General features: G+C 73.3%; 25 protein-coding genes. 17 read left to right on the forward strand and 8 right to left on the reverse strand.

All coding sequences use genetic code 11. The features are described 5' to 3' along the window. Positions 1–73: 73 nt before the first annotated feature. The 4 genes from ABD844_RS11510 to ABD844_RS11525 form a co-directional block, all read right to left on the reverse strand. The gene (locus tag ABD844_RS11510; protein WP_344875862.1) at positions 74–1,018 is read right to left on the reverse strand and encodes a hypothetical protein; all 945 of its coding nucleotides are present in this window, start codon (positions 1,016–1,018) and stop codon (positions 74–76) included. Positions 1,019–1,054: 36 nt separating this feature from the next. Beyond that, positions 1,055–1,945, reverse strand: a complete 891-nt coding sequence (locus tag ABD844_RS11515; RefSeq protein WP_344875864.1) for a hypothetical protein — start codon at positions 1,943–1,945, stop codon at positions 1,055–1,057. A gap of 151 nt (positions 1,946–2,096) precedes the next feature. Beyond that, entirely contained in the window at positions 2,097–4,928 is a 2,832-nt protein-coding gene (locus ABD844_RS11520; protein WP_344875866.1) for an NACHT domain-containing protein, read from the reverse strand. 94 nt (positions 4,929–5,022) lie between these two features. Next, complete coding sequence (locus ABD844_RS11525; RefSeq protein WP_344875868.1) at positions 5,023–6,888, reverse strand: propionyl-CoA synthetase; 1,866 nt, start codon at positions 6,886–6,888, stop codon at positions 5,023–5,025. Between the two features lie 46 nt (positions 6,889–6,934). On the opposite strand from ABD844_RS11525, the gene ABD844_RS11530 reads away from it, so the two are divergent. Further along, complete coding sequence (locus ABD844_RS11530) at positions 6,935–7,573, forward strand: nucleotidyltransferase domain-containing protein (RefSeq protein ID WP_344875870.1); 639 nt, start codon at positions 6,935–6,937, stop codon at positions 7,571–7,573. A gap of 69 nt (positions 7,574–7,642) precedes the next feature. Next, positions 7,643–10,672 carry a helix-turn-helix transcriptional regulator gene (locus ABD844_RS11535; protein WP_344875872.1) on the forward strand — a complete coding sequence of 1,010 codons (3,030 nt, stop codon included), beginning with the start codon at positions 7,643–7,645 and terminating at the stop codon, positions 10,670–10,672. Between the two features lie 144 nt (positions 10,673–10,816). Here ABD844_RS11535 and ABD844_RS11540 read toward each other — a convergent pair whose 3' ends face one another. Beyond that, positions 10,817–11,578, reverse strand: coding sequence for an arylamine N-acetyltransferase family protein (locus ABD844_RS11540; protein ID WP_344875874.1), 762 nt, complete (start codon positions 11,576–11,578; stop codon positions 10,817–10,819). Positions 11,579–11,614: 36 nt separating this feature from the next. Further along, complete coding sequence (locus tag ABD844_RS11545; protein ID WP_344875876.1) at positions 11,615–12,559, reverse strand: GNAT family N-acetyltransferase; 945 nt, start codon at positions 12,557–12,559, stop codon at positions 11,615–11,617. Positions 12,560–12,692: 133 nt separating this feature from the next. On the opposite strand from ABD844_RS11545, the gene ABD844_RS11550 reads away from it, so the two are divergent. Together ABD844_RS11550 and ABD844_RS11555 are read left to right on the forward strand one after the other, a co-directional pair. Next, on the forward strand, positions 12,693–13,622 hold the full coding sequence (locus ABD844_RS11550) for a hypothetical protein (protein ID WP_344875878.1): 930 nt from the start codon (positions 12,693–12,695) through the stop codon (positions 13,620–13,622). A 152-nt stretch (positions 13,623–13,774) separates the two neighbouring features. Further along, positions 13,775–14,290, forward strand: a complete 516-nt coding sequence (locus ABD844_RS11555; RefSeq protein WP_344875880.1) for a hypothetical protein — start codon at positions 13,775–13,777, stop codon at positions 14,288–14,290. An 80-nt stretch (positions 14,291–14,370) separates the two neighbouring features. Here ABD844_RS11555 and ABD844_RS11560 read toward each other — a convergent pair whose 3' ends face one another. Continuing rightward, positions 14,371–15,177, reverse strand: a complete 807-nt coding sequence (locus tag ABD844_RS11560) for a methyltransferase domain-containing protein (RefSeq protein WP_344875882.1) — start codon at positions 15,175–15,177, stop codon at positions 14,371–14,373. Positions 15,178–15,341: 164 nt separating this feature from the next. Here ABD844_RS11560 and def point away from each other — a divergent pair, with 164 nt between their 5' ends. The 6 genes from def (at position 15,342) to ABD844_RS11590 (ending at position 19,606) form a co-directional block, all read left to right on the forward strand. Then, positions 15,342–15,881, forward strand: a complete 540-nt coding sequence (def, locus tag ABD844_RS11565; RefSeq protein WP_344875884.1) for a peptide deformylase — start codon at positions 15,342–15,344, stop codon at positions 15,879–15,881. Between the two features lie 7 nt (positions 15,882–15,888). After that, entirely contained in the window at positions 15,889–16,509 is a 621-nt protein-coding gene (locus tag ABD844_RS11570; protein ID WP_344875886.1) for a helix-turn-helix domain-containing protein, read from the forward strand. Then, entirely contained in the window at positions 16,502–18,082 is a 1,581-nt protein-coding gene (locus tag ABD844_RS11575; RefSeq protein ID WP_344875888.1) for a pyridoxal phosphate-dependent decarboxylase family protein, read from the forward strand. The genes ABD844_RS11570 and ABD844_RS11575 overlap by 8 nt, the downstream gene beginning before the upstream one ends. Before the next feature lie 70 nt (positions 18,083–18,152). Further along, positions 18,153–18,569 (forward strand): CBS domain-containing protein, encoded by a 417-nt coding sequence (locus tag ABD844_RS11580; RefSeq protein ID WP_344875889.1) that lies wholly within the window; start codon positions 18,153–18,155, stop codon positions 18,567–18,569. A 16-nt stretch (positions 18,570–18,585) separates the two neighbouring features. Continuing rightward, on the forward strand, positions 18,586–18,948 hold the full coding sequence (locus ABD844_RS11585) for an MmcQ/YjbR family DNA-binding protein (protein ID WP_344875891.1): 363 nt from the start codon (positions 18,586–18,588) through the stop codon (positions 18,946–18,948). Between the two features lie 46 nt (positions 18,949–18,994). Beyond that, on the forward strand, positions 18,995–19,606 hold the full coding sequence (locus tag ABD844_RS11590) for an SAM-dependent methyltransferase (RefSeq protein WP_344875893.1): 612 nt from the start codon (positions 18,995–18,997) through the stop codon (positions 19,604–19,606). 85 nt (positions 19,607–19,691) lie between these two features. Here the strand turns inward: ABD844_RS11590 and ABD844_RS11595 are convergent, their stop codons facing one another. Further along, positions 19,692–20,597: a D-alanyl-D-alanine carboxypeptidase family protein gene (locus ABD844_RS11595; RefSeq protein ID WP_344875895.1), complete on the reverse strand. Its 906-nt coding sequence runs from the start codon at positions 20,595–20,597 to the stop codon at positions 19,692–19,694. 108 nt (positions 20,598–20,705) lie between these two features. Here ABD844_RS11595 and ABD844_RS11600 point away from each other — a divergent pair, with 108 nt between their 5' ends. From ABD844_RS11600 to ABD844_RS11630, 7 genes are all read left to right on the forward strand, one after another. Then, the gene (locus ABD844_RS11600) at positions 20,706–21,467 is read left to right on the forward strand and encodes a DeoR/GlpR family DNA-binding transcription regulator (RefSeq protein WP_344875897.1); all 762 of its coding nucleotides are present in this window, start codon (positions 20,706–20,708) and stop codon (positions 21,465–21,467) included. Next, positions 21,464–22,432 (forward strand): 1-phosphofructokinase, encoded by a 969-nt coding sequence (gene pfkB / locus ABD844_RS11605; protein WP_344875899.1) that lies wholly within the window; start codon positions 21,464–21,466, stop codon positions 22,430–22,432. Before ABD844_RS11600 ends, pfkB begins: the two co-directional genes overlap by 4 nt. A gap of 160 nt (positions 22,433–22,592) precedes the next feature. Continuing rightward, a complete protein-coding gene (gene mtlA / locus ABD844_RS11610) occupies positions 22,593–23,798 on the forward strand; it encodes a mannitol-specific PTS transporter subunit IIC (protein WP_344875901.1) in 1,206 nt (401 codons plus the stop codon). 2 nt (positions 23,799–23,800) lie between these two features. Further along, complete coding sequence (locus ABD844_RS11615) at positions 23,801–24,109, forward strand: PTS sugar transporter subunit IIBC family protein (protein ID WP_344875903.1); 309 nt, start codon at positions 23,801–23,803, stop codon at positions 24,107–24,109. After that, positions 24,102–24,527 (forward strand): PTS mannitol transporter subunit IIA, encoded by a 426-nt coding sequence (locus ABD844_RS11620; RefSeq protein WP_344875905.1) that lies wholly within the window; start codon positions 24,102–24,104, stop codon positions 24,525–24,527. The genes ABD844_RS11615 and ABD844_RS11620 overlap by 8 nt, the downstream gene beginning before the upstream one ends. Continuing rightward, entirely contained in the window at positions 24,524–25,528 is a 1,005-nt protein-coding gene (locus ABD844_RS11625; RefSeq protein WP_344875907.1) for a zinc-dependent dehydrogenase, read from the forward strand. The genes ABD844_RS11620 and ABD844_RS11625 overlap by 4 nt, the downstream gene beginning before the upstream one ends. A 9-nt stretch (positions 25,529–25,537) precedes the next feature. Continuing rightward, entirely contained in the window at positions 25,538–25,819 is a 282-nt protein-coding gene (locus ABD844_RS11630) for an HPr family phosphocarrier protein (RefSeq protein ID WP_344875909.1), read from the forward strand. Positions 25,820–25,871: the final 52 nt, after the last annotated feature.

Below are 25,871 nucleotides of genomic sequence, written 5' to 3' on the forward strand. Positions count from 1 at the left end.
TCGACGCCGCCGACGCCCTGTGCGACCTCCTCCTGCAGACCGCCGGCCACGAATCCCCCACCGCCTCGGGCTCCTACGCGCCGGGCTCGCCGGGCTCGCCGGGTTTTCCCGGGGCCAGGTAGCGGAACGCCTCGTGCGCCGAGCTGACGCTGTCGCGCAGCGCCTGCTCCAGCCGGTCGGCGTCGTCGGACAGACGCCCCAGCTCAGGGATCGCCGACCCGGCGGCGCCCGACTCGGCGAGCAGCTCCTCGTAGCGGGGCAGCTTGGCGCTGAGGCGTTCGATCTGGTTCCTGGCCCTGAAGGCGCGCTCGGCGTCGGCCACGTGGCCCGCGTAGCGCTCCAGGGCCTCGACGCGGGCCAGCACCGCCCGCTGGCTGCTGTCGAGTGCGTGGGCCAGAGGCGACGCCACGGCGGCCACCTCGGGCGTGACGCCCTCGGAGACGACCTCCTGGTGCTCGGCGCGCAGCCCGGACAGCTTGGCCAGCAGCCGGGCGATCTCCCACTCCTGGGCGGGCAGCATCACGCCGTTGCGTACGTCGTCGAGCAGCCCCTCGGCGTTCACGCTGGAGCCCATGACCTGGTCGATGGCGGTCTGCGCGCGGGCCATGAGGCTCCTGGCGGGCTCGTCGAGCCGGTCGCGCAGGACGTAGCGGCCCTCGTTGCGGACGGCGGCCTCGTAGACGTCGCGCTCCAGCGCGTGCCGCCGCTCCACCTCGGCGTCGGGCCTGGGCCTGAGCAGGACGCCGACGGTCAGCAGGGCCGACCCCGTCATGATCACCGCGAAGGGCGTGTAACGCTCGGCGACGAACAGCGCCAGCCCGTAGACCGCCGCGGCCAGGGCCGTCACGATCGCCGCCAGCCTGACCATCCGGCCGATCACCGGGGCCGCGCGGTGCTTGTGCTCGGGCACCCAGCCCGCCAGCACGCGCAGGAGGAGTTTGCGGTTGTCCCGCAGGAGGGCGGCGGTGTCGGCGGGCACGTCAGGGTCGACGATCACTTTCGCGGGACGTCCGGCCACGTCGCTGATCCTCCCCTGCGCCCTTCCGTCCGAATGTCAGCTCTCCAGGTAGCGGAACGCCTCGTGGGCGGACTCCACGCTGCGTCGTAAGGTGCGTTCGAGGAGGTCGGCGTCCTCGGTCAGCCGCTCGATCTCGGGCACGGCCAGCGAGTCGGCGCCCGACTCGGCGAGCAGCTCCTCGTAGCGGGGCAGCCTGGCGCGCAGCTCCTCGATCTGGCCGCGGGCGTGAAAGGCGCGCTCGGCCTCGGCGACGTGGCCGGCGTAACGTTCCAGCGCCTCCACCCTGGCGACCACGGCGGCCTCGCTGTTGACCAGGGCCCGTTCGAGCGGCTCGATCACCGCGGCCACCTCGGGGGCGATGCCTCTGGCCAGCAGTTCGCGGTGCTCCAGCCGCAGCGCCGACAGTTTGGCGAGCAGGCGGGCGATCTCCCACTCCTGGACGGGCAGCATGACGGCGTTGCGGGCGTCGTCGAGCAGGCCCTCGGCGTTGACGTGGGAGCGCAGCACCGAGCCGATCGCGCGCTGCGCCCTGGCCAGGACGAGCGCGGCCTCGTGGTCGAAGTCCTCCTGCAGCAGGTAGCGGCCGTCGTACCAGCGGGCCTGCTCGTACACGCCGCGCTCGTTGGGGCGGGCGTCGTCGGGGACCTCGTTGATGGAGGCGATCTTGACCAGGACGATGAAGACGTACGTGCCGAGCAGTACGAACCCGGCGGGCGCCAGCGGCGGCGTGGCCAGCAGGACGGCCATGAGCGCGATCACGACGGGGGTGGCGGCCAGCAGCAGGGCCGTGGAGGGGCTGCGGGGGCGGGACACGGGCTCGACCGGAGGCGGCACCCACCCGGCTCTGACCCTGGACAACAACGAGGCGTTGGCACGCAACAGTCCGGCAACCTCCGGCGGCACCGCCGGATCGACGACCACACCCACGTTCTGTCCTGGCACCCTGGCGCCCCCAACGCTCGTGATATTGGGATATTACGTAGATTTGAGCCCAGGTGTCAGCCTCCGAAAAGGTCAGACCGGAGAACCATCCGTCAGGAAACCCCGCCCCGCGACCCGCCGCCCCACGCTCCGCCGCTCACTCACCGGGCATCAGCGCGCTCTGGTGGATCTCCCACAGGGCCGTCTCGGGGATGCCCGCCTTGACGAGCTGTTCCCACGTCTCCATCCGGTCGGCGGGGTCGGCGAGCATGGCGTGCAGCAGCGGGCGCAGCTCGCCCCGGTCGGCCCCCTCCTCGTGCCACATGGCGCCCAGCGCCCGGTGCATGGCCGGCGACCGTACGGCGACCGTGCGCAGCAGCTCCTCCAGGATGGCCACCCGATCCCGGTACGGCAGCGCGCGCCCGTCCCCCAGGGCCCGCAGCAGCAGGTCGAGCAGGCGCCGGTGGCGGGGCGCGTGCCCGGTGGCGACGGCGACCACGACGTCGCCCATGCCGGTGGGCTCCGTGCCGCCCCCGAGTACGACGTCCTCCTGCCCGTCCGCCATCACCCGGTGCGCGGACAGGGCGGTGACCAGCCCATTCCAGCCCTCCTGGCCGAGCTGGCCCTTCCACAGGTGGGTGAGCGAGGACCAGCGCTCCAGGTGGTCGGGGCCGGGCAGGATGGACGAGACCCGTACGGGCTCCTCGGAGGCGGTGACGATGAGCACGGTGAGGTTGGCCGAGTAGGCGGCCAGGCGGCGGGTCAGGGTGTGGCGTACCGGCCGGAACCCGGTGAAGTGGCGGCGGGGCCGCTCGTGCAGGGCGCGGTGCAGCAGCCCGGTCAGCAGTTCCACGCAGCGGGCCCGCACCGCCGAGGGCACCTCGTCCAGCAGCTCCAGGATGAACCCGACGGTGGGCCCGCGCTCGGCCACGCAGGAGTGCGAGGTGACCGCGTAGAGCAGGTCGTCGTCCACGGCCTGGACGAGGGCGAGTGGCTCGTCCCCGGCCAGACGGCGGCGCCGGTCGAGGTCGCGCAGCGCGTACATGGTCAGCCAGGCCACTAGGAACTCGCCGAAGGTGGAGTGCAGGAACGCGTGGCCCCTGCGGCGCACGAAGAAGAAGCGTTCGGTGGCCTTGCGCGCCCAGTCGACGCGCTCGTCCTCGTCGTCGGGGCCCTCCTCGCCGCCGTGGCACAGGGCGGGCAGGTCGCGTTCGAGCTGCTCGTCGGTGATGACCTGGCTGCCGCGGGCCAGCATCGACAGGGCGGCGGCGCCGAGCAGGACGAGTTCCTGGTCGATCGCGACCCGGCGCACGCCGCCGGTCTCGCGTTCGGTGTAGTCGCGCAGCAGGACCTCGTACAGGCGGGCCCTGCCCAGCGGGCCGTGGTCGTGCTGCAGCGCGTTGCCGCCGGCGTCGTAGAGCGCGAGCAGCAGCAGGAGCAGCGGCTGCCTGGCCATCTCGCCGTGGACGAGCGCCGCCGCGGCGGGCAGCGGCTTGAGGTCGCGCCGGGCGAGCAGGGCGCGGTTGGCCTGGTCCCAGATGTCGAGCCACTGGCGCACCTGGTCGTCGTCGAACGGCTGGAGCTGCACGGCCAGCAGCCCGTCGGGGAAGCGTACGCGGTCGGCGACGACGGTGCGGCTGGTCACGATGACCGCGACGGGCCGCCCGAGGCCGGCCTCCCTGGCCTGGAACTCCCGTACGCGTTCGAGGTAGTCGTAGCGGTTGAGGCTGCCCTGGACCAGCTCGTCGAAGCCGTCCAGCAGGATCACCGGCAGCGCGCCGTCGGCCGCCGCCACCAGGTCGGCGTAGGCGACCTGCTCCCCCAGCACCTCGGCCACGGCCTGCTCGATCTGCTCGGTGACGCCCGCGCGCGCCCGTACGCCGCGCAGCTCCACCCTGATCGGCAGGAACTCCGACCTGGCCAGCCGGGCGGCCAGCACCTCGGTCAGCTTGGTCTTGCCCGAGCCGGGCTCGCCGAGCACGAGCAGGGGCGCCTGGGTGGCGCGCAGCGAGGTGAGGTGCCCGGCGAGGAACGCCTCGGCGTCCGGCAGCTGCCGCTGGCGGGCCCACCAGTCGCGCAGGGCGGGCGAGGACTCGACTGCCAGCTCGGCCACCCGGCAGCGCGGGCTCAGGTAGCCCTCGCCGAGCAGCGGCAGCGAGACGTCCTCGGGCAGCTTGCCGGCCACGAGCAGGGGCTGGTCGAGCGCGTTGGCGGCCATCCTGACCTGGTGGATCATGGGACGGTCGCCGACCCGGGGCGGGGCCAGCTCGGCCAGCAGCCACGCCACCCGCGACAGCGCCGTGGCGGGCGGCGGGCGTTCGGTGACGAGGCTGCGCACCCCGAACTCGTGGCTGTCGAGCGCCAGCGACCGGTAGTCCTCCTCATAGATGCGCAGCGCGTGCGCGGGCGGCCCCTCGGCGAGCAGGCGGGGCAGCAGGAGCTGGTCGTCGACGGACAGCTCGTCCCAGAGCGCCAGGCCGCCGACGTATCCGGCCAGGGCCTCCGACATGCGCAGGTAGGCACGTTCCACGGCGGCGCGGGTCTCGGAGTAGGGCAGGTGCGGCTCGGGCGTGGGCAGCCGCTCCAGCAGCAGCCCGGCCACGAGCCTGGCGAACCGTTCGGCCGTCGGCACGCCGTGGGAGATGCGCTCGGGGCGGTCGAGCCGGTCGAGGGTGAACGGCAGCTTCGCCTCGCCGAGCGCCTCGAAATACGCCGACACGACGATCGCGGCGTGCGCCGCGGCCAGCCGCTGGGTGCGGGTGAACCGGTCGACACCGCTCTTCAGCTCGGGCATGCGGCGCATGACGTCCTCGCCGTAGGCGACGATGCCGTCGCGCATGTCGCGCAGGTTCGCGGTGAGCCGGGTGCCGCCGGCCAGCGCCCAGCCGGTGCGCTCGGCCTCCGAGGCGAACCCGATCACCTTGACGAGCCTGCCGTCCTTGCATCCGAGAATCCTCAGGGCGTCGGCGTAGCTCGGGGTTTCGATCATGGCCTCCTCCCGAGACTGAGATGTCCCATCATGCGCAGAACGCCCCGATCCCCGCACGCTCCTTCGCCAGGACGATCTGAACGTTACCCGTCCGTCATGTTCCTTTCACAGCCCGTACGATCTCCGGCAGCGCCGCCGGGTCCTCGATCGTGGACGGAGTCGCGTACGGCCTGCCGTCGGCGATGTCCCGCATCGTGGCCCGCAGGATCTTGCCCGAGCGGGTCTTCGGCAGCCGGGACACCACCACGGCGCGGCGGAAGGCCGCGACCGGGCCGATGCGCTCGCGTACGAGGGCGGTCAGCTCCCGCTCCATCTCGTCCCGGTCGCGTTCCGCGCCCGCCTTCAGCACCACGAACCCCATCGGGAGCTGCCCCTTCAGCTCGTCGGCCACGCCGATCACGGCGCACTCGGCCACGTCGGGGTGGGAGGCGATGACCTCCTCCATCGAGCCGGTCGAGAGCCGGTGCCCGGCCACGTTGATCACGTCGTCGATGCGGCCCATGACGTAGAGGTAGCCGTCTTCGTCCAGGTGGCCGCCGTCGCCCGTCAGGTAGTGGCCGGGGTAGCGGTCGAGGTAGGAGCGGGTGAAGCGCTCGTCGTCGCGGTAGAGGGTGGGCAGGGAGCCGGGCGGGAGCGGCAGCCTGACGGTGACGGCGCCCTCGGTGCCGGGCGGGCAGTCGCGGCCGTCGGCGTCGAGGACGTGCACGTCCCAGCCGGGCACGGGCCTGGTGGGCGAGCCGGGCTTGAGCGGCAGCGCTTCGATGCCGACGCAGTTGGCGGCGATCGGCCAGCCGGTCTCGGTCTGCCACCAGTGGTCGATGACAGGGACGCCGAGCAGGTCGGAGGCCCAGTGGTAGGTGTCGGGGTCGAGTCGTTCACCGGCGAGGAAGAGGTACCGCAGCCCGGACAGGTCCCACTTTTTCGCGAAATTGCCGGAAGGGTCCTCTTTTTTGATGGCGCGGATCGCGGTCGGGGCGGTGAACAGCGTACGTACGCCGTGCTCGGCCACCACCCGCCAGAACGCGCCGGGGTCGGGGGTGCCGACGGGTTTGCCCTCGTACAGGACGGTCGTGCAGCCCGCGAGCAGCGGCGCGTAGACGATGTAGGAGTGGCCGACCACCCAGCCCACGTCGGAGGCGGCCCAGTAGACCTCGCCGGGCGCGGCCCCGTACACGTGGGACATGCTCCAGTGCAGCGCCACCGCGTGCCCGCCGTTGTCGCGCACGACACCCTTGGGCGAGCCGGTCGTGCCGGAGGTGTAGAGGATGTAGAGCGGGTCGGTGGCGGCCACGCTCACGCACCCGGCCGGTTCCGCGGCGCGCACGGCCGCCGCCCAGTCGAGGTCGCGGCCCGGCGTCAGCTCCGCCGCGCACTGGGGCCGCTGGAGGACCACGCAGTGGGCCGGCCGGTGCGCGGCCTGCTCCAGCGCGTCGTCGAGCAGCGGTTTGTAGGCCACCACCCGGGTGGGCTCGATCCCGCAGGACGCCGACAGCACCACCTTGGGCCGGGCGTGGTCGATCCGCACGGCCAGCTCCCCGGCCGCGAACCCGCCGAACACCACCGAGTGCACCGCCCCGAGCCGGGCGCAGGCCAGCATCGCGACCACCGCCTCGGGCACCATGGGCATGTAGATCACCACGGTGTCGCCGGCCGTCACGCCGAGGCCGCGCAGCATGCCCGCCGTCCTGGCCACCTGCTCCAGCAGCTCGGCGTAGGTGAAGACGCGCACGACGCCGGTGACCGGGCTGTCGTGGATCAGCGCCGCCTGCTCGCCGCGCCCCTGGGCGACGTGCCGGTCGAGGGCGTTGTGGCAGGTGTTGAGCCGCCCGTCGGGGAACCAGCGGCCCTGCGCGTGGACGGTGGCGGGCGGCACGTCCCAGTCGATCCCGAGAGCCGCCTCGCCCCAGAACGCCTCGGGCTCGTCGATGCTGCGCCGGTAGACCTCGTTGAAACCGCTCACTTGTCGATCAGAACAGCCGCCGGCCTCATAGCGCAAGATATGACGGGTGAGCGATGACATGATCCTTTCCGTGGTGGTGGGGTCGAGGGCGTACGGGCTGGACACCGACGGCTCCGACACCGACCGGCGTGGCGTGTTCGTGGCGCCCACCTCGGCGTTCTGGCGGCTGGACAAACCGGCCACGCATCGGGACGGGCCGCTGCCCGAGCAGTTCTCCTGGGAGGTGGAGCGCTTCTGCCGCCTGGCACTCGACGCGAACCCGACCGTCCTGGAGTGCCTCTGGTCGCCCATCGTGGAGGTGATCACCCCGGCCGGGCGGCGGCTGCGGGAGTTACGGGAGGCGTTCCTGTCGGAACGGGCGCAGCGGTCGTTCATCGGCTACGCCGAGGCCCAGTTCCGCCGTCTCGACCCGGAGCGGCCCAACTGGAAGCAGGCCATGCACATGGTGCGGCTGCTGCTCAGCGGCCTGCACCTGGTACGGCACGGGGAGCCGCTGGTCGCGATGGCGGCCCACCGGGAGCGCCTGCTGGCGATCCGGCGCGGGGAGGTGCCCTGGGACGAGGTGCAGAGGTGGCGGGCCGCGCTCTCGGCCGAACTGGCCGCCGCGCCCAGCGTCCTGCCGGAGCTGCCAGAGCGGGGGCGGGTGGAGGAGTTCCTGATCGGCGTGCGCGAGGAGCACCTGTGAGCGGGCTGCCGTCGCACCGGTGAGGGGAGCATGCGCCCCCCGCGACGGCGAGGACGCACAATTCCAGGTGTGACGTTGGTGGGCCGGGAGAAGGCGCTGGGGGTCGTCGAGGAGGTTCTGGCCGCGGGGTCCGGGTGCGTGGTGGTCGAAGGGCCGTCCGGGATCGGCAAGAGCCGCCTGCTCGACGAGGCGGTGCGGCGGGGGCGGGCGCGCGGGTTCGCGGTGGCGTACGGGCGGGCCACGGAGCTGGACCGGGTCGCTCCGCTGTCCACGCTCTCCCGGGCGCTCGGCACCGTAGGCACGCTCAACGCGGCGGGCGGTGGCGGCTCCGGCGATGGCGGCTTCACGGCGAGTGGTGACGGCTTGGCGGCGGGCGGTGGTGCCTTCTCGGCGGGCGGTGGCGGCTTCAACGCGGGCGGTGGTGGCTTCGCGGCGATCGAGCGGCTCGGTGAGGTGATCGACCGGTTCACGCGTTCCCGACCGCTGATGATCGTGCTCGATGACGTGCAGTGGGCCGACGAGCTGACGTGCCTGGCGCTGCGGCAGCTCGTGCCAGGACCGGCCGGATCGCCGGTGGTGTGGCTGCTGGCCCGGCGACCGCTCCCGGAGCAGGAGGCCGTGGAGCGGATGATCGCGGAAGGGGCGCGGCGGCTGCCGCTGCCACCGCTCAGCCCGGACGAGGCGGCCGAACTGTGCGAGCGCGTGCTCGGGGCGCGGCCGGGCGCGTCGGTGCTGGAGCTGGCGCGTGCCGGGGGTGGCAACCCGTTCCTCCTGGTGGAGGTGCTGAACGGGCTGCTGGCGGATGGCCGCGTCTCGGTGCTCGACGGCGTGGCCTCGATCACGGGCGGCTCGGTGCGGGGTGACTCGGTGCGGGGCGGTTCGGTAAGGGGCGGCTCGGTGCGGGACGGCTCGGGCGGTCGTGGAGGTGGGCAGTCCGGTGGGCCGGGGGAATCGGGCGCGTTCGGCATGGGCCGAGCTGCCGGTGGGCTGCCGACGGGGTTCGTCGCGGCGGTGGAGCGGCGGTTGCGGGACCTGTCGGGCGAGGCGCGGCGGTTGCTGGAGGTGGGTGCGGTGCTGCGGCGGCCGTTCTCCGTGCACGAGGCCGCGGGGGTGCTGGGGATGGCGCCCGGCGGGTTGTCCGGGCAGGTCGAGGAGGCCGTACGCGCGGGGGCCCTGGTGGGTGAGGGCGACCGGCTGGCGTTCCGGCACGACCTCATCCGGGAGGCGGTGTACGGCGGGCTCGGGGCGGCGATCAGGACCGCCCTGCATCGGGAGGCGGCATCCGTGCTCCGGCGAGAGGGCCGCCCACCGGCGGAGCTGGCCGAACACCTGCGGCACGGAGCCCGTGTGGGGGACGCGGCGGCCGTACAGGAGCTTCGGGCCGCCGCCGCGGAGATGACGGCGACGGCCCCTTCGGCCGCCGCCGACCTGATGCTGCGTGCCCTGGAACTGGCAGGCTGGAGACCCGGTGAACACGGCAATTCGACCCCGGCTACACCCAGCGATCTCCCCGCGGACAGCGATCTGCTTGCGGACAGCGATCTCCTCGTGGGTGGCGGGCTCCTCATGGGTGGCGGGGCCGCAGGTGACGGCGGGACTGCGGGCGGGCTCGGGATCGGGGCTGAGGGCGAGGCCGGGATCGGGGCTGGAAGCGAGGCTGGGGGCGGGGTTGAGGGCGGGGTTGAGGGCGGGGTTGGGGTGGTGGTGGGTGGGGTGGTGCGGTTGCTGGCGTCTGCGGGGAGGCTTGGGGAGGCGCGGGAGGTCGCCGACGCGCACGGCGTCCCCGTCAGCGCGGCTGAGGCGGCCGGGATCGCGCTCGGGCTGGCCGAGGCGCTCAAGCACGCGGGCGACGACCAGGGCGTCATCCAGCGGACCGGCCGGGTGCTGGCGCTGCCCGGCGTACCGGTGCGGGAGCGGGCCCGGCTGCTGGCCGTACGGGCGCACGCGTTGACGATGACCGGCCAGATCGACGCGGCCGACGCCGCGGCTACGGCGGCGGTCGCGGAGGGCGAGGTGTTCGCGCAGGTCGTGGGGTTGCAGGCGCGGTCCGCCGTGGCGCTCCTGAGGGGCGACCTGCGTGACGCGCTGCGGCACGCGCGGCGGGCGGTGGACCTGGCGGACGCGGCGGGCGGAGAGACGGCCCATCGGCATCCGCGGTTGTGGCTGGGGGCCGCGCTGACGGCGTTGGACCGGTTCGAGGCGGCGCGCGAGGCGTACGCGGTGGTCGAGCAGCAGTCCGGACGGCTCGGTACGGCCTGGGCGATGCCGTTGCTGCACCGGTTCAGGGCCGATCTGCTGCTGGCCTGGGGACGCCTCGACGACGCGGCGGCCGAGGCCGAGGCGGGGCTGCGGGTGGCCGAGCGGCTCTCGGCCATGGCCCTGGCACCGGCGCTGCTGGGCGTGCTCGGGCACGTGGCCCTGCTACGGAACGAGCCGCAGGCGGCGCGGGGCTTCCTGGAGCGGGGACGGGAGCTGGCGGGCGACGGTCCTGGCCTGGTGGCGGAGGAGCTTGGCCGGGTGATCGAGGAACTTCGCCGGTATGGCGGCCACGCTCCTCCGGCGGCCGGGCTCGGGCGGGGCGAGGCGTTGACGTACCTGATCGTGCGGGAGCCATGGCTGGCGGCGCGGGCACGGGCGGTGCCCGGGGTCGTGGAGTGCGTACGCGACCTGGCCCGGCGCAATCCCGGCCACGTGTCCCTGGCGGCCGGGGCCGCGCACGCCGAGGGACGGCTGGAGGAGGCCATCGAGCTGTACCGGGCTGGACCGCGGCCCCTCGGGCTGGCGGCGGCGCTGGAGGAGGCGGGGCGGCACGACGAGGCCCTTGAGGTCTACCGGGCCTGCGGCGCCGTACGGAGCGGCGCCGCGCACCCGGGCAGGCCCGGCGGCGGGTGGGCGGCGTTGACCGCGGCCGAGCTACGCGTGGTACGGCTGGTCGCGCAGGGCATGACCAACAGGGAGACGGCGGCCGCCCTGTTCCTGTCGCCGCACACCATCGACACCCACCTCCGCCATGCCTTCGCCAAGCTGGGCGTGAACAGTCGGGTGGAGCTGACCCGTCAGGTCCTCGCCCACGAACCGCCCGGCCCCGCCACCCCCTGAAAGCCACACCCCTGAGGGACGCCGATGTCATGCGGTGTGTCCCCCTCCGACGTCCCCCCGGTGAGGCGGCGTCGGGTCGGGGCCGGTCGGGTCGGGGCCGGGGCGGGCGAGGTCGGGGCGGGGCCTGGGTTTCAGGGGTGGGGTTCAGGGGTGGAGGTGGGGTAGGAGGGCTTGGGCGTCCTGGTCGGTGAGCTGGATGCCGATCTCCCTCCCTAGCCACTCCGCCAGTTCCCCGGCGTCGGCGAACGTCACGTCCTCCAGCCGGATCCGTTCCCCGGCCGTGGTCCGCTGCACCGCCACGTGCCGGACGAACGGCGAACGCGGGCTGTTGGCCACGTAGAAGTTCGCCACCTCGAAGTCGCTGGGGAAGTGCGGCTCGTCGGGGCGGAGGGCGTACAGTTCCGTGTCTCCGGCGTGCAGCACCCAGAAGTCTCCGTCCCGTCCCAGGCTCCACCGCCAAGGGCCGGACGTCAGCTCCGCCCCTTCCTCGAACGGGATCGGCTCGACCAGCCCCTCCCCGCCGAAGCCGACGTCGGCCAGCCACGTGCGCCCGTCCGCCTCGACGGTGAGCGTGGCGTGCGAGCGGGGCAGGTGGCGGCGGCCGAGCCGGATCCTGGCCAGATGCCGGGTCAGGGTGAAGCCGAGGCGTTCCAGCGCGGCGGCGAACAACAGGTTGTGCTCGTGGCAGTAGCCGCCGCGCCCGCCCGTCACCAGCTTGTCCTGCAGCGCCCCCAGGTCGAGAAGGGCGCCCCGGCCGAGGACCACGTCGACGTTCTCGAAAGGGATGGCGCGCACGTGCGCCAGGTGGACCTCGCGCAACGTCCGCGCCGTCGGGGCGAGCGGTCCGTCGTACCCGATCCTGGACAGGTAGGCGTCGAGGTCGAGTTTCTCTGTGTCCCACGTCATGTGATCAACGATGCGGGACGGCCGGGGCGCCGCACATCACGCGTTCACGCCATTGGGCGACAGCACCATCCGTACGGCGAAGTTGCGGTAACCGGACCGTTCGAACGCCCGCGCCATGGGCAGGTTGCCCGCGTCCGTGTCCGCGACGATCCGCTGCACCCCGCGCGCGGCGTGGCTGCGGGTGATCTCCGCGAGCAGGTCGTCGACGTACCCGTGGCCGCGCCGCTCGGGCACCACCCCCAGGTAGCCCACGACGGGCCCGGCGTTGTTGGCCGACGGCAGGGCGACGCCCACGAGGTCCCCGCCCGCGTCGTACGCCAGCCGCCACCACGTCCGGTCCCCGGGCATCGACCTGTAGTCGCCGACGTCCTCCCGCGCCTGCGTCTCCGGGTCCGTGACGGTCAGGGCCCGGCGGGTGTGGGCGTCCAGCGTCCCGGCCGCCACCCTGCGGAAGGCCGCGACGAACGCCTCGTCGTCGTCATTCCCCAGGAACACCAGCCGGTCGGAGGGCTCGGGCACGGGGGCGTCGCCCGCCGTCCAGGCGTAGCGGAGGCGTTCGAGCTCCTCGGTGAGCCCGGCGCGTCCGGCGGCCGCCCAGCGCCAGGCGATGGCGGCGCTCGCCCTGGGGTCGTCGCGCCAGCCGTTGGACAGGAAGACGTGGTAGTCGGGCGCCTGTCCGTAGGCGGCGTGGGCCCGGTTCAGCAGTTCGGCGGCCAGTCCCACGGGGTCGGCGACGGACGGGTGGACGTACAGGCAGTCGAGCGCGAGCGGCCTGTCGGCGTCGGGGAAGCTCCACCAGACGGCGCGGGCCAGGATCTCGCCGGTCGGCTCGTCCTCGGCCAGCCAGATGTGGGCGAAGCGGTAGTCGCCGCCCTCCAAGAACGACAGCAGCCGCTCGGGATGCGACCAACTGATGGACTCGTCGACGACGCAGCCGAGCAGGCGGTCTAGATCGTCCTCGACGGCGGTACGGAAACGCATGGTTCCTCCGAGAAGCAGAAGATTCGGGCGCGGCGCGCGCCCGGCCTGATACCGATCACCTCAGCGCCTCCTTTCTTCCGACTTTTCGGTGTCTGCGGATACTTTAACGGAGATATCGCGACAGGATGGGCTAGTGAGCTCCTACGCCGACGACACACTGCCCCTGCAGCCCCCGATCCGGCTGCCCGCCGAGGCCACGCTCGCGGCGGCCGTACGCGCCGCTCCTCTGGCGGCGGAGCTGAAGCCGGAGGGCGACGACGCGGAGGTGCTGGCCGTCTGGTTGGACCACTGCCGGGCCCTGCTGGCCGAGGACGAAGGGCTGTTGCTCGAGCTGATCAGGATGTTCCTGTCCAGGGAGCCGCTCCAGGGCGGGGCGCCCGCCGCGCTGACGGGGCTGGGGCTGGTGCGGCAGGCGGAGCCGTACACGCTGAGCTGGCTCGGGCTGTGGGCGGCGCGGCAGGTCATCGTCGAGACCACGGGGCAGGACGTCCCGGTCATGGGCTCGCTCGCGGACGCCGACGCGGCGACGCTGCTGCACGGGCTGCGGGCCTACCCGGAGGCCGAGCGCGGCGAGGAGCTGGCCGGATGGCTCAAGGGCTGGGACGCCTCGGAGGCGGCGGCCCAGCTCGCCTCCGCGCTGGGCGCGGTGAGCCCGCTGAGCAGGGCGGTCGGGGTGGAGCTGCTGACGTCGGACCTCGGGGAGGAGGGGCGGCGGGCGCTGGCCCGGCTGCTGGAGGAGCCCAGGCTGGGCGCGCTGATCGCGGCCAGGACCGGCCGCGAGGAGCGGCAGCCCGCGCCGGACGAGATCGCGTGGGTGCTGGTGGACATGGCGGCGGCGCTGCTGGAGTTCGGGGGCGAGACGGGCGAGGTGATCGAGTCGATCGCCATGGGGATGGACGCGGAGGAGCAGGCGGGCACGATCGCGATCCTGGCGTTCGGGGACCACCCGTGGACGGGGCAGGTGCTGCGGGTGTTCATCGACCACCATCCGGACGAACGGGTGTCGGCCGCGGCCCGCAAGGCCCTGCGCCGCCTGCACGGCCTGGCCGACGTCCGAGGGTAACCGGGTCCGGCCGGTGCGGGCGCTCGGGTGCGGGCGAGTGCGGGCGTTCGGAGGCCGGGGCTCTGGTCCTGCCGGGTGCGAGCGCCGACGAGCGGGGACGGCGTCCGGGGTTGCCGGACGGAGGTGGCGTCGGCGCCGGTAGAGTCGGCCCGGTGACCAAGCATGCGATCTTCCCCCAGACCGGCATCCTCGGTGACGCGTTCGCCTGTGGCTGCGGGGTTCTGCTGGGCGGCCGGATGACCGCCGAGCTGCACGCCGCCGAGAACGGGATGTGCTCGGTGTGCCTCGGCACGGCCGCGGAGGAGGCGGCGCCCGGCCTGACGCGTGACTGCACGGGCTGCGCGGGCACCGGGCGGCGGCGCGAGCAGATCACCTGGCAGCTCGCGCACGCCGAGGCCGAGCATCTCATCACGATGACCGTCGTGCGCGGGGTGGTGGCGGGGTTCGACGGCCCGTTCCACCTGTCGGAGATCGCCGACACGGTGCGCAACGGGCTGGGGCTGCCCACGGGCCGCCTGCCGGTCGGTCCCAGGGTGCGCGACCTGCTGCTGCAGTTGCAGGCCGCGGGCGAGATCACCATGCTGTCCGCGCCCGACGAGATGATCGGCTCGGACATGGTCCTCTACCGCGACCCACAGTGGCAGCGCGCCCGCACCCTCGGCCTCTGAGCCACCCGCCCTCCGGAGCACCCCGACGGTGCCCCCGATCAGGTGGGCACGGTCAGGTGGGCACGGTCAGGTAGACACGGTCAGGTGGTGACGCGGCAGACGATCTCGCCGTGCAGGAGTGAGATCCAGCCGTCCGGGTCGGCGGCCCACTCCAGCCACCCCTCCGAGACGCGCCGCAGGTCGGACTCCGTGGCCGCGCCGCTGGCCAGTGCCTGCTCGGCCATCGACGAGCGCAGGATCCGCTCCGCCCACATCCCGCCCCACCACGCCCGGTCTTCGGGCGTGGCGAAGCACCAGGTGGAGGAGGTGGCGGTGATGTCGTCGAACCCGGCGGCGCGGGCCCACGACAGCAGCCGCCGCCCCGCGTCCGGCTCGCCCCCGTTGCCCCGGGCGATCTTCTGGTAGAGCGCCATCCACTCGTCCAGCGCGGGCAGCCGCGGGTACCAGGCGAAGGCGGAGTAGTCGCTGTCGCGGGCCGCCACGAGGCCGCCCGGTCTGGCCACCCGCCCCATCTCCCGCAGCGCCCGTACGGGGTCGCCCACGTGCTGCAGCACCTGATGGGCGTGCACCACGCAGAACGTGTCATCGGGGAAACCGAGCGCGTGCACGTCGGCCACGGCGAAGTCCACGTTCGTCAACCCTCTGGCCGCGGTCTCGGCCCTGGCCAGGTCGAGAGCCTGTGCACTCACCTCGGACGCCGTCACGTGCCCGTCGGGGACGAGCGCCGCCAGGTCGGCGGTGATCGTGCCCGGCCCGCTGCCCACGTCAAGGAGCTTCATGTGCGGCCTGAGGTGGGGCAGCAGGTACGCGGCCGAGTTGCCGGCGGTGCGCCAGCGGTGCGAGCGCAGCACGGACTCGTGGTGGCCATGCGTGTACACGGCGTCCATCGGCGAACTCCCTCGTTCTTCCTCGGTTCTGTGAACGTGCCGACCACTCTAACGACATCTCATTATTCAAGAAAGAACGTATCGACATACGAGACGCGACCGAGCCGCCGTCAGCCGCTCGTAAACTTGTTGCGAATCGTTCGCAATCAGGAGGGGCGTTGGTCGTGGGAGAGGTCCGGCCGATCGTGCACGTGGGTGACCCGGTGCTGCACCACCCGTGCGAGCCGGTCACCCGGTTCGACGGCGAGCTGGCCGCGCTGGTGGCGGACATGTTCGCGAGCATGTACGCGGCCGAGGGCGTGGGCCTGGCCGCCAACCAGATCGGCGTGCCGCTGCGCGTGTTCGTCTATGACTGCCCCGACGCCGACGGGGAGCGGCACAAGGGCGTCGTCGTCAATCCCGAGCTGGAGCTGCCCGGCCTCGGCGAGCGGCGGCTCGACGCCGACGACGAGGGCTGCCTGTCGGTCCCCGGCCAGTACGCCCCGCTCCCCCGCCCCGACCGCGCCACGGTGCGCGGGTTCGACGCCGATGGCGAGCCCGTCACCGTCGAGGGCACCGGCCTGCTGGCCCGCTGCCTGCAGCACGAGACCGACCACCTCGACGGGCAGCTCTACATCGACCGCCTGCCGGCCAAGCGCCGCAAGCAGGTGCTGGCCGCGTACGAGGCGGCAAAATCCACTAAAGCGGACACATCACCGCTATAGTGGAGGAATGTCAGGCGAAGGGATTCTCTCCAGCGGGCTGTCCATGGCCGAGCTGGGGCGGCGTGTGCGCGGGGAGCGGCGGGCGCGCGGGCTGTCCATCGAGCGGCTGGCCGAGCTGAGCGGCATCAGCAGGAGCATGGTCTCCGACGTCGAACGGGGCGCCAAGACCCCGACGGTGCTGGTGCTCGACCGGCTCGCCACGGCCCTGGGCACGTCGATCTCCCGGCTGCTCGACGAGCCCGCGCACAGTGCGATGCGGGTGCTGCGCCACGCCGACCAGCGGGTGCTGCGCGACCCGTCCGGCTGGGAGCGGCGGGTGCTGTCGCCGGTGCTGGGCGAGGTGGAGTTCGAGTTCATGCGCACGACCATCGGGCCGGGCGTGGACGCGGGCGAGTTCGCGCCGCACGCGCCGGGCTCGCGGGAGTACCTCGCCGTCGAGCGCGGCGGCCTGCGGCTGACGATCGACGGCAGACCGTACGCGCTGGCGGCGGGCGACTCGGCGTACTACCCGGGCGAGTGCCGCCACGCCTTCGCCAACGACGGCACCACCGACTGCGTCTACTACCTGGCCATGGAGCTGGGCGGAGCCGGGCACCACGAACCACAGGGGGGATCGGCCGATGGATGAGCTGCGCCGGGCCGGAGCGAAGGCCGCCACGATCGTGGCCGACCATCTCGACGGCGTCGCCGCCGGGCCGGTGTGGCGGCCGGTGCCCGACGGCGAGCGGTCCTGGCTGAGCGGCCAGGACCTCCCCGAGCACGGGCGCGGGCTCAACGAACTACTGGAGGACGCGCGGGCGCACGTCCTGCCCTACCCGATGGGCAACGGTCACCCGCGCTTCTTCGGCTGGGTGAACTCGCCCCCGAACCCCGCCGGGGTGCTGGTCGAGCCGCTGGCCGCCGCGCTGGACCCGAGCTGCGCGGGCGGCGACCACGCGGGGCCGCACCTGGAGCGCGCGGTGGTGCGCTGGCTGGCCGGGCTCGTCGGCTTCCCGCACCCGCCCGGCGGCGGGCTGCTGACCAGCGGCGCGTCCATGGCCACGATCATCTGCCTGGCCGCCGCCCGCCAGCGGGCCGCGCTGGCCGACGGCTGGGACGCCCGCGAGGAGGGGCTGTCGGGGCGGCCGGGCATGGTCCTGTACGTCACCGAGGAGGGGCACAGCTGCCTGCACAAGGCCGTCCAGCTCCTGGGCCTCGGGGCACGGCACGTGCGTACGGTGCCGGTGGACGCGGCGTACCGGATGGACGTGGCCGCGCTGCGCACCATGATCGTCGAGGACCGCGCGGCCGGGCTGCGGCCGTTCTGCGTGGCGGGCAGCGCGGGCACCGTGAACTCCGGCGCGGTCGACCCGCTGGACGAGATCGCCGATGTGGCCGCCGAGCACGGGCTCTGGTTCCACGTGGACGGGGCCTACGGCGCGCTGGGCGTCCTGGCCGACGGGGCGGCGGCGCGCTTCCTGGGGATGGAACGGGCCGACTCGCTGGCCCTCGACCCGCACAAGTGGCTCGGGGTGCCGGTGGGCTGCGGCTGCGCGCTGCTGCGCGACCCGGGCGCCGCGCGGGCGGCGTTCAGCCTGGTGCCGTCGTACCTGGTCGACGACAACGCGGGCGAGCTGGGCTGGTTCGCCGAGTACGGGCCGGAGCAGACCCGCCCGTTCCGCGCGCTGAAGACCTGGGCGACCCTGTCGCACCTGGGCCGCTCGGGGGTCGCGCGCCTGGTGAACCACACGGCGGGGCTGGCCCGTACGCTCGCCGCCCTGGTCGAGGAGGCGCCCGACTTCGAGCTGCTCGCCCCCGTCGCCACCTCGATCACGGCCTTCCGGCACGTCCCGCGCGCCGACGCGCCCGACCGGGCCGTCCCGGACGCCGACGGGCTCACCCCGGCCATCCGCGACGAAGACGGGCTCGACCTGGCGGCCCTTGACGAAGACGCGCTCGACCGGCTCAACCTGGCCCTTCCCGGCGCCGTCCAGGCCCGTGGCAACGTCTTCCTCACCGGCACCCGGCTGGGCGGGCGGGCGGCGCTGCGGGCCTGCTTCCTGCACCCGGACACGACCGAGGCGGACCTGACGCTGCTGCTCGACGAGATCCGGCTGGCGGCGGGAACGCTCCAGCAGGGGCGCTCCAGCCGGGACAACCGGCCGGTGCCGGTCAAGGCACGCGCGGCGCACAGGCCGGACACGCCCGCCATACCCAGATAACCGACAAAGTCCCGTGAAACGCGGATCCGCCCGGGTAGAGGTCGGCTGGACCGACCCTCAGGAGGATCCCATGGCGAAGACCGTGGCAGATGTGATGACGTCCCACCCGGCGACGGTCGAGGCCGACGACCCGGTGTCCGTCGCGGCCACGCTCATGCGCGACCACGACACCGGGGCGATCATCGTCAACGACAACGGCCGCCTGATGGGCATCGTCACCGACCGCGACATCACCGTGCGCGTGGTCGCCGACGAGCGGGGCCCGGACACCCCGGTACGCGAGGCGTGCAGCCCGTCCGTCGAGGCCATCGGCCCGGACACGAGCATCGAGCAGGCCGTCCGGCTCATGCGTACGCACGCCGTACGCCGCCTGCCGGTGGTCGAGGACGGCCGCGCAGTCGGCGTCGTGAGCCTGGGCGACCTGGCACTCGAACGCGACCCGAACTCCGCCCTCGCCGACATCTCGGCCGCCGAGGCCAACCGCTGAGCGGTAACGTGGCCGCGTGGTCACGGTCGACGACGTACGGCGGTTCGCGCGCACGCTCCCGCGCTCCTCGGAGCACCTCATCCGCGACCGCGTGAAGTTCCGCTTGGGCAAAATCGTCTACGTGGCGTTCTCGCGGGACGAGACGCTGATGGGCTTCGGCTTCCCCAAGGAGGAACGCGCCGCCCTGGTGGCGGCCGAGCCGGCGAAGTTCCTCCTGCCGGGAGAGTCGGACCTGCGCTTCAACTGGGTGGTGGCGCGGGTGTCCGCCATCGACGCCGGGGAGATGCGGGAGCTGGTGCTGGAGGCGTGGCGGATGTGCGTGCCGAAGAAGGTCCGCCTGGAACAGGAACAGGCCGCCGCCCGGACCGCCGGCCCCTGATCGAGGCACTTGCCGGCCTCGCCGTCCTCGACGAGGATCAACGATCATGACAGAGCGCGACTGGGTCAGGTGGCACGACTACTACGATCAGCCGGGTTCGTCCCTGGGGCAGCGGCTGCACGCGGTGCGGAGGTGGGTCGCGGCGGCCCTCGACGAGGGGGCCTCGCGGGTGGTGAGCCTGTGCGCCGGGCAGGGGCGCGACCTGCTGCCCGTGCTGGCCGCCCACCCCCGGCGCGGCCGGGTGCGGGCGCTGCTCGACGAGCTGGACGAGCGCAACGCGGCCGCCGCCAGGGCCGCCGCCCCCGAGGGGGCCGAGGTGGTGTGCGGGGACGCGGCGCTGCCGCAGGCGTACGCCGGGGCGGTGCCCGCCGACCTCGTGATGGTCTGCGGGGTGTTCGGGAACATCACCGACGGCGACATCCGCCGGACGATCGCCACGCTGCCCCAACTCTGCGCCCCCGGGACGATGGTGATCTGGACCAGGGGCCGCTCCGAGCCCGACCTGGTGCCGCGGATCTGCGACTGGTTCGAGGACGGCGGGTTCGAACGGGTGGGCGTCGAGGGCGAGGGCACGGGTTACGGCGTCGGGGTGCACCGCTACACCGGGCCGCCCGTGCCGCTGGTGGCGCAGGAGCCGATGTTCGCGTTCGTCCGGTAGGCACGCGCCCGTCCGGGAGCCACGCGCCCGTCCGAACGGATCCGCGCGTTCGCCCGTGGCCCGCGGCCGGGCGGGCGGGCGGTGGTCAGCCCGTGACGCTGCGGTAGAGGTCGCGGGTGAGCGTGGTGACGCGCTTGACCGAGGCGTTCCACGTGCCGCCGGCCGGGTGGGCGGTGAGCAGCGCCATGACGTAGCGGTCGCCCTGCCCGGCCAGGCCCGTCGTGTGCAGCACCGGCCGACCGTAGTCGGGCACGCCCGAGCCCGAGGCCCGCTGGGCGATCCACGAGATCGGCGCCGCGGCGGCCCTGGCGTCGCCGCCGCACCTGACCGGCGGCGTCGTGCCGAACCCCGACCAGCCCTGCTTGACCGCCCACGGCCTGGGCACCCCGTCGGGGATGCCGAAGGTCTGGTCGAAGCCGTCGGTGCCGCACGGCGTGGCGCGCCTGAGGTGGCCGAGGATGGTGTCGCGTACGCGGGTGTCGGCCCGGTCGAGCAGGTAGCGGTAGGTGCGGACGATGTCGTACGCGCTGAGCGAGGTGTAGCCCCAGAACCCCGGCTTGGCCGCGGGCGGCGGCGTGGTGTCGGACAGGCCCAGCTTACGGGCCTGCCGGACGATGATCTGCCCCTTGCCCAGACGGTTCCACAGGGTGGTGGCGGCGTCGTCGTCGCTGGAGCGCAGCATGACCTTCAGCAGCGCGGCGTCGGCGGCGGGCACGCTCTTGCGCCCCTCAAGGTAGTCGATCGCGATGAGGATCTTGACGACCGAGGCCGAGCGGTATTTCCTGTGCGCGTTCCGCGTCGCGACGATCTTGCCCGCCTGCCGGTCGAACACCACCCACGCCGCCGTCGTCCCGGCGGGCACCACCGGCGGCTTCGCCTGGACGGAGCGGGCGGGCTGAGCGCCCTGGGCGGACTGGGCCGCCTGGGCGGGGACCGCGAACGCGCCGGCGACGAGCGAGCCGGTGAGGAACAGGGGGGCCAGAGGCTTCATTCGCACCCGGCTATAACTACCAGATTCCGGCGCCACACTCTTGACCTCCCAACGAAAGCAGGTATAAACACAGAAGAAACCAACCAGAAACGGCGGTGAACCAACATCATGTACGCCGAGGAGCGGCAGCAGGAGATCCTGCGGAGAGCGCGGGCCGCGGGCCGCGTCGACGTGGTGACGCTGTCCGCCGAGCTCGACGTGACCACCGAGACGATCCGCCGCGACCTGACGTCGCTGGAGCGGGCGGGCGTGCTGCGCCGCGTGCACGGGGGCGCCATCCCCGTCGAGCGGCTGGGGTTCGAGCCCGCGCTGGCCACCCGCGACGAGGTCTTGACGGCCGAGAAGGAACGCATCGCCAAGGCGGCGCTGGCCGAGCTGCCCGAGGACGGGTCCGTGATCATCGACGCAGGCACCACCACGGGCCGCCTGGTGCAGGTGCTGCCCGCCGACCGGGAGCTGACGGTCGTGGTCAACTCCCCGCCGCTGGCCACCGCCCTGGCCGCGCGCGCCAACCTGCACGTGATCATGCTGGGCGGCCGGGTGCGCGGCAAGACGCTGGCCACCGTGGACGACTGGGCGCTGCGCCCGCTGTCCTACCTGAACGTGGACGTGGCGTTCATGGCCACCAACGGCTGCTCGCCGACCCGGGGACTGACCACCCCCGACCCGGCCGAGGCGGCGATCAAGCGGGCCATGGTCAAGGCCGCGCAGCGCAGCGTGCTGCTGGCCGACCACACGAAGTTCGGCAACACGTACCTGTCCACGTTCGCGGAGCTGGGCGAGATCGACGTGGTGATCACCGACACCGGGCTCGACACGACGCTCGCCGCGGACCTGGCGGCGGCCGGCCCGGAGGTGATCAGGGCGTGATCCTCACCCTGACCCTGAACCCCAGCCTCGACCGCACGATCGAGATCGCCTCCCTCGACCGGGGCACGGTCATCCGCGCCGCCACCGCCCGCCTCGACCCCGGCGGCAAGGGGGTCAACGTCTCACGTGCCCTGCTGGCCAACGCGGTGGCGAGCCGGGCGGTGGTGCCGTACGGCGGGGACGAGGGCAGACAGCTCGTCCGCCTGCTGGCCGCGGAGGGGCTGGACATGGTGACGGTCCCGGTCGCGGGCCCGACCCGGTCGAACGTCACGCTCGCCGAGCCCGACGGCACCATCACCAAGGTCAACGAACCGGGCACCGCCCTGTCACCGGCCGAGCTCGACACGATCGCCGAGGCCGTGCTGGCCGCCGCGCACTCCGACGGCCAGGGTGCGGACTGGGTGGTGGCCTCCGGCAGCCTGCCGCCCGAGGTGCCCGCCGACGTCTACGCCCGCCTGTGCCGGAGGTTCGCCGAGGCCGGGATCCACGTGGCCGTCGACACCAGCGGCCCGGCGCTGTCCCGCGCGCTCGGCGCCTCGCCCGCCCTGGTCAAGCCGAACCTGGAGGAGCTGTCGGCGGCCACCGGCATGACGATCCGCCGCCTGGGCGACGTGGCCGTGGCGGCGGGCGAGCTGCGGGCCGCCGGGGCGCGTACGGTGCTGGCCAGCCTGGGCGCCGACGGCGCGGTGCTCGTCGAGGAGGGCGGCATCTGGTACGGCGAGGCGCCCGTGACCGAACCCCGCAGCTCGGTGGGCGCCGGGGACGCCATGCTGGCCGGTTTCCTGGCCGCGGGCGGGCACGGGCCGCACGCGCTGGCGCTCGCGCTGGCCTGGGGCGCCGCCGCGGTGGGCCAGCCAGGCAGCCGCATGCCCGGCCCGGCCCACATCGACTCAGGGGCGGTCACCGTCCAGCCGCCCGACCCCGACCGCCCTCTGTCCACCGCCGTCCCCGCGACCCTCCCGTAGCCTTCCGCGACCCCGTCCAGAACCCAGCCTTCGCAACCAGTCCCAGGAACACTCCACACCACCAGTCCAGGAACCCGTCACCCGCTTTCCGCCGTCGATTCCCTGCCCGAGCCGCCCGCAAGCGACTGCTCACGCTCATCCCCCAAAAGGAGCACGTCCCATGGCCGACACCTATACTCCCCCGGTCACCGGAACCGGGGTCAGGGCCACCATCCAGCGCATCGGTGGCCATCTGGCCGGCATGATCATGCCGAACATCGGCGCGTTCATCGCCTGGGGCTTGATCACCGCGCTCTTCATCCCGACGGGCTGGCTGCCCAACGAGACGCTCGCGAAGATGGTCGGCCCGATCATCTCGACCCTGCTGCCCGTCCTCATCGCCTACACCGGCGGCCGGATGGTGCACGGGCAACGCGGCGCGGTCGTGGGCGCCGTGGCGGTGATGGGCGTCGTGGTGGGCACAGAGGCCCCGATGTTCCTCGGCGCGATGATCATCGGCCCGCTCACCGCCTTGATCCTGAAATATGTGGACAAGTTCACAGAGGAGCGAACCAAAGCCGGGTTCGAGATGCTGGTGGACAACTTCTCCGCCGGTATCGTGGGCGGCGCGATGGCCGTGGTCGGCATGCTGGGCATCGGCCCGATCGTGCAGACGGTCACCACGGGCGCGGGCAACGCGGTCGAGTGGCTGATCGTCAACAACCTGCTGCCGATCGCCTCGCTGCTGATCGAGCCGGCCAAGGTGCTGTTCCTGAACAACGCCATCAACCACGGCGTCCTGAGCCCGCTGGGCGTGGCGGAGGCCGCCGAGCAGGGCAAGTCGATCCTGTTCATGCTGGAGTCGAACCCGGGTCCTGGGCTCGGGCTGCTGCTGGCGTACCTGCTGTTCGGGCCGCGGGCGATGCGGCCGAGCACGCCCGCCGCGATGATCATCCACTTCTTCGGCGGGATCCACGAGATCTACTTCCCGTACGTCCTCATGAAGCCCCGCCTCATCCTGGCCGTCATCGCGGGCGGCGCGGCCGGGGTGTTCACGTTCATGGTGACGGGGGCCGGGCTGGTCGCCACCCCCTCGCCGGGCAGCATCTTCGCCTACATCGCGGTCACTCCGAGAGGCGGATGGCTCGGCTCCAGCCTGGGCATCCTCGTGGCGACGGGCGTCACGTTCGCCGTGGCCGCGCTTCTGCTCGGCTTCGGGCGAGGCGAGAAGGCCGAGGACGCGCAGACGTCCGGCTCCGACGAGTCCGCCCCCTCCGCGGAATCCGCCGCTGTCCCCACCGCTGGGCCCGCCGCTGGGCCCGCCCCGGAACCCACTCCAGAGTCCGCCCCCGAGACCGCCACCCGAACCGCCAGTAAGGAGGCCTGACCATGGCCGGCATCGACAGCAAGGACATCCACAAGATCATCGTGGCCTGCGACGCGGGCATGGGCAGCAGCGTGATGCTCGCGTCCCAGCTCAAGAAGCAGCTCAAGGACACCGGCGTCACGGTGGAGCACACCCCGGTCAACTCGATCCCCGGCGACGCCGACGTGGTGGTGTGCCACGCGGGCCTGGCCGCGCGCGCCAGGGCCGCCGCGCCGGGGAAGGTGCTGGTGTCGTTCCAGATCTTCCTCGGCGACCCGGCGGTGACCCGGCTGGTGAACACGATCAAGAACGGCGGCACGGTCGATGCGTGACGACCTGCTCGACCCGCGGGCCGTGCTGCTGCACGAGAGCGCCCCCGACCGCACGGCGGCCATCCGCCGGTGCGGGCGGGCGCTGGTCGAGGTGGGCGCGGTCGCCGAGTCGTACGTCGAGGCGATGCTCGAACGCGAACGGACGATCTCCACCTACGTCGGCGAGGGCGTGGCCATCCCGCACGGCACCGCCGCCGCCAAGGGGACGATCGAGCGCGACGCCATCTGCGTGGTGCGCTTCCCCGGCGGCGTCGACTGGGACGGCGAGCGGGTCACGCTCTGCGTCGGCATCGCGGCCAAGGACGACGGGCACGTGCTGCTGCTGGCGGCGCTGGCCGAGATCCTGCTCGACCCCGACCGCGCCAAGGCGTTGCGTGAGGCCACCGAGGTCTCCCAGGTGATGAAGGAGCTGACATGAAGGTCGCGCGTTTCCACGCGCCCGGCGACATCAGGATCGAGGAGGCGCCCGAGCCGGTCGCCGGTCCCGGTGAGCTGAAGATCCGCGTACGGAACTGCTCGACGTGCGGCACCGACGCCAAGATCTTCAAGCACGGCCACCACCACATCGTGCCGCCACGGGTGATGGGCCACGAGATCGCCGGTGAGGTCGTCGGCACCGGGGCACGCGTGCAGGTGATCGCCGCCATCCCGTGCGGCACGTGCGGCGAGTGCCTGCGCGGGCGGCGTACGGTGTGCCCGAACCAGGAGTCGATGGGCTACCACTACGACGGCGGCTTCGCCGAGTACCTGATCGTCCCGGCGAAGGTGATCGCCGTGGACGGCGTCAACGCCATTCCCGACGGCGTCGGGTTCGCGGAGGCGTCGGTGGCCGAGCCGCTGGCGTGCGTGCTCAACGGCCAGACGCTGGCCCGCGTCGGGCCCGGCGACGACGTCGTGGTGATGGGCGCGGGCCCGATCGGCTGCCTGCACGTACGCCTCGCGCGGGCGCGCGGGGCGGCCCGGGTGTTCCTCGTGGACGTCAACGCGGGGCGCCTGGCGATGGCCGCGGAGCTGGTGCGTCCCGACGCGGCCATCGACGCGGACCCCGTCGAGCAGGTGCTGAAGCTCACCGGCGGCCGGGGCGCCGACGTGGTGATCACGGCGGCGGCCTCGGGCGCGGCACAGGAACAGGCCGTGCGGATGGCCGCCAGGCAGGGCCGCGTCAGCTTCTTCGGCGGCCTGCCGAAGGACGACCCGGTCATCGCGCTCGACTCCAACCTGGTGCACTATCGGGAGCTGAGCATCGTCGGCGCGAACGGCTCCAGCCCGGCCGACAACGCGCAGGCGCTGCGGCTGGTGGCCGAGGGGGCGGTGGTGGTGTCGGACCTGATCACCCACCGGCTGCCGCTGCCGCGGGTGCTGGACGGCATCGACCTGGTCAGCCGGGGCGCGGCCATCAAGGTCACGATCGAGCCCTAGGAGTCTGCCATGGCACAGCGAACCGTGGTCGTGGCCTCGGCCAGCGGCCTGCACGCCCGTCCCGCCAAGCTGTTCGTGCAAGCGGCGGTCAGGACGGGGGTGGCGGTGACGATCCGCGCCGGGGAGCGGGCCGTACCGGCCAAGAGCATGCTGGGCGTGCTGTCCCTGGGGGTCGTCCAGGGGACGGAGGTCACCCTGGAGGCCGACGGGCCCGGCGCGGACGAGGCGCTCGACGCGCTGGCGGCGCTGCTGGCGCGCGACCTCGACGCGGAAGAGGCCCTCGATGCCTGAACCCACTCCCCCGCCGACCGGCGCGCACCCCGCCTCCCCCTCCGGCGGCCCG

The organism is Nonomuraea antimicrobica (genome assembly GCF_039536965.1).
Taxonomy (GTDB): domain Bacteria; phylum Actinomycetota; class Actinomycetes; order Streptosporangiales; family Streptosporangiaceae; genus Nonomuraea; species Nonomuraea antimicrobica.

Excerpts from the sequence above, each read along its gene's own strand:
- ABD844_RS11615 (WP_344875903.1), top strand. The coding sequence starts at position 23,801 with ATGGCCGGCATCGACAGCAAGGACATCCACAAGATCATCGTGGCCTGC.
- ABD844_RS11575 (WP_344875888.1), top strand. The coding sequence starts at position 16,502 with ATGGATGAGCTGCGCCGGGCCGGAGCGAAGGCCGCCACGATCGTGGCC.
- ABD844_RS11580 (WP_344875889.1), top strand. The coding sequence starts at position 18,153 with ATGGCGAAGACCGTGGCAGATGTGATGACGTCCCACCCGGCGACGGTC.
- mtlA (WP_344875901.1), top strand. The coding sequence starts at position 22,593 with ATGGCCGACACCTATACTCCCCCGGTCACCGGAACCGGGGTCAGGGCC.
- ABD844_RS11545 (WP_344875876.1), bottom strand. The coding sequence starts at position 12,559 with ATGCGTTTCCGTACCGCCGTCGAGGACGATCTAGACCGCCTGCTCGGC.
- ABD844_RS11520 (WP_344875866.1), bottom strand. The coding sequence starts at position 4,928 with ATGATCGAAACCCCGAGCTACGCCGACGCCCTGAGGATTCTCGGATGC.
- ABD844_RS11630 (WP_344875909.1), top strand. The coding sequence starts at position 25,538 with ATGGCACAGCGAACCGTGGTCGTGGCCTCGGCCAGCGGCCTGCACGCC.
- ABD844_RS11625 (WP_344875907.1), top strand. The coding sequence starts at position 24,524 with ATGAAGGTCGCGCGTTTCCACGCGCCCGGCGACATCAGGATCGAGGAG.
- ABD844_RS11590 (WP_344875893.1), top strand. The coding sequence starts at position 18,995 with ATGACAGAGCGCGACTGGGTCAGGTGGCACGACTACTACGATCAGCCG.
- ABD844_RS11560 (WP_344875882.1), bottom strand. The coding sequence starts at position 15,177 with ATGGACGCCGTGTACACGCATGGCCACCACGAGTCCGTGCTGCGCTCG.
- ABD844_RS11540 (WP_344875874.1), bottom strand. The coding sequence starts at position 11,578 with ATGACGTGGGACACAGAGAAACTCGACCTCGACGCCTACCTGTCCAGG.
- ABD844_RS11595 (WP_344875895.1), bottom strand. The coding sequence starts at position 20,597 with ATGAAGCCTCTGGCCCCCCTGTTCCTCACCGGCTCGCTCGTCGCCGGC.
- ABD844_RS11620 (WP_344875905.1), top strand. The coding sequence starts at position 24,102 with ATGCGTGACGACCTGCTCGACCCGCGGGCCGTGCTGCTGCACGAGAGC.
- ABD844_RS11570 (WP_344875886.1), top strand. The coding sequence starts at position 15,889 with ATGTCAGGCGAAGGGATTCTCTCCAGCGGGCTGTCCATGGCCGAGCTG.
- ABD844_RS11600 (WP_344875897.1), top strand. The coding sequence starts at position 20,706 with ATGTACGCCGAGGAGCGGCAGCAGGAGATCCTGCGGAGAGCGCGGGCC.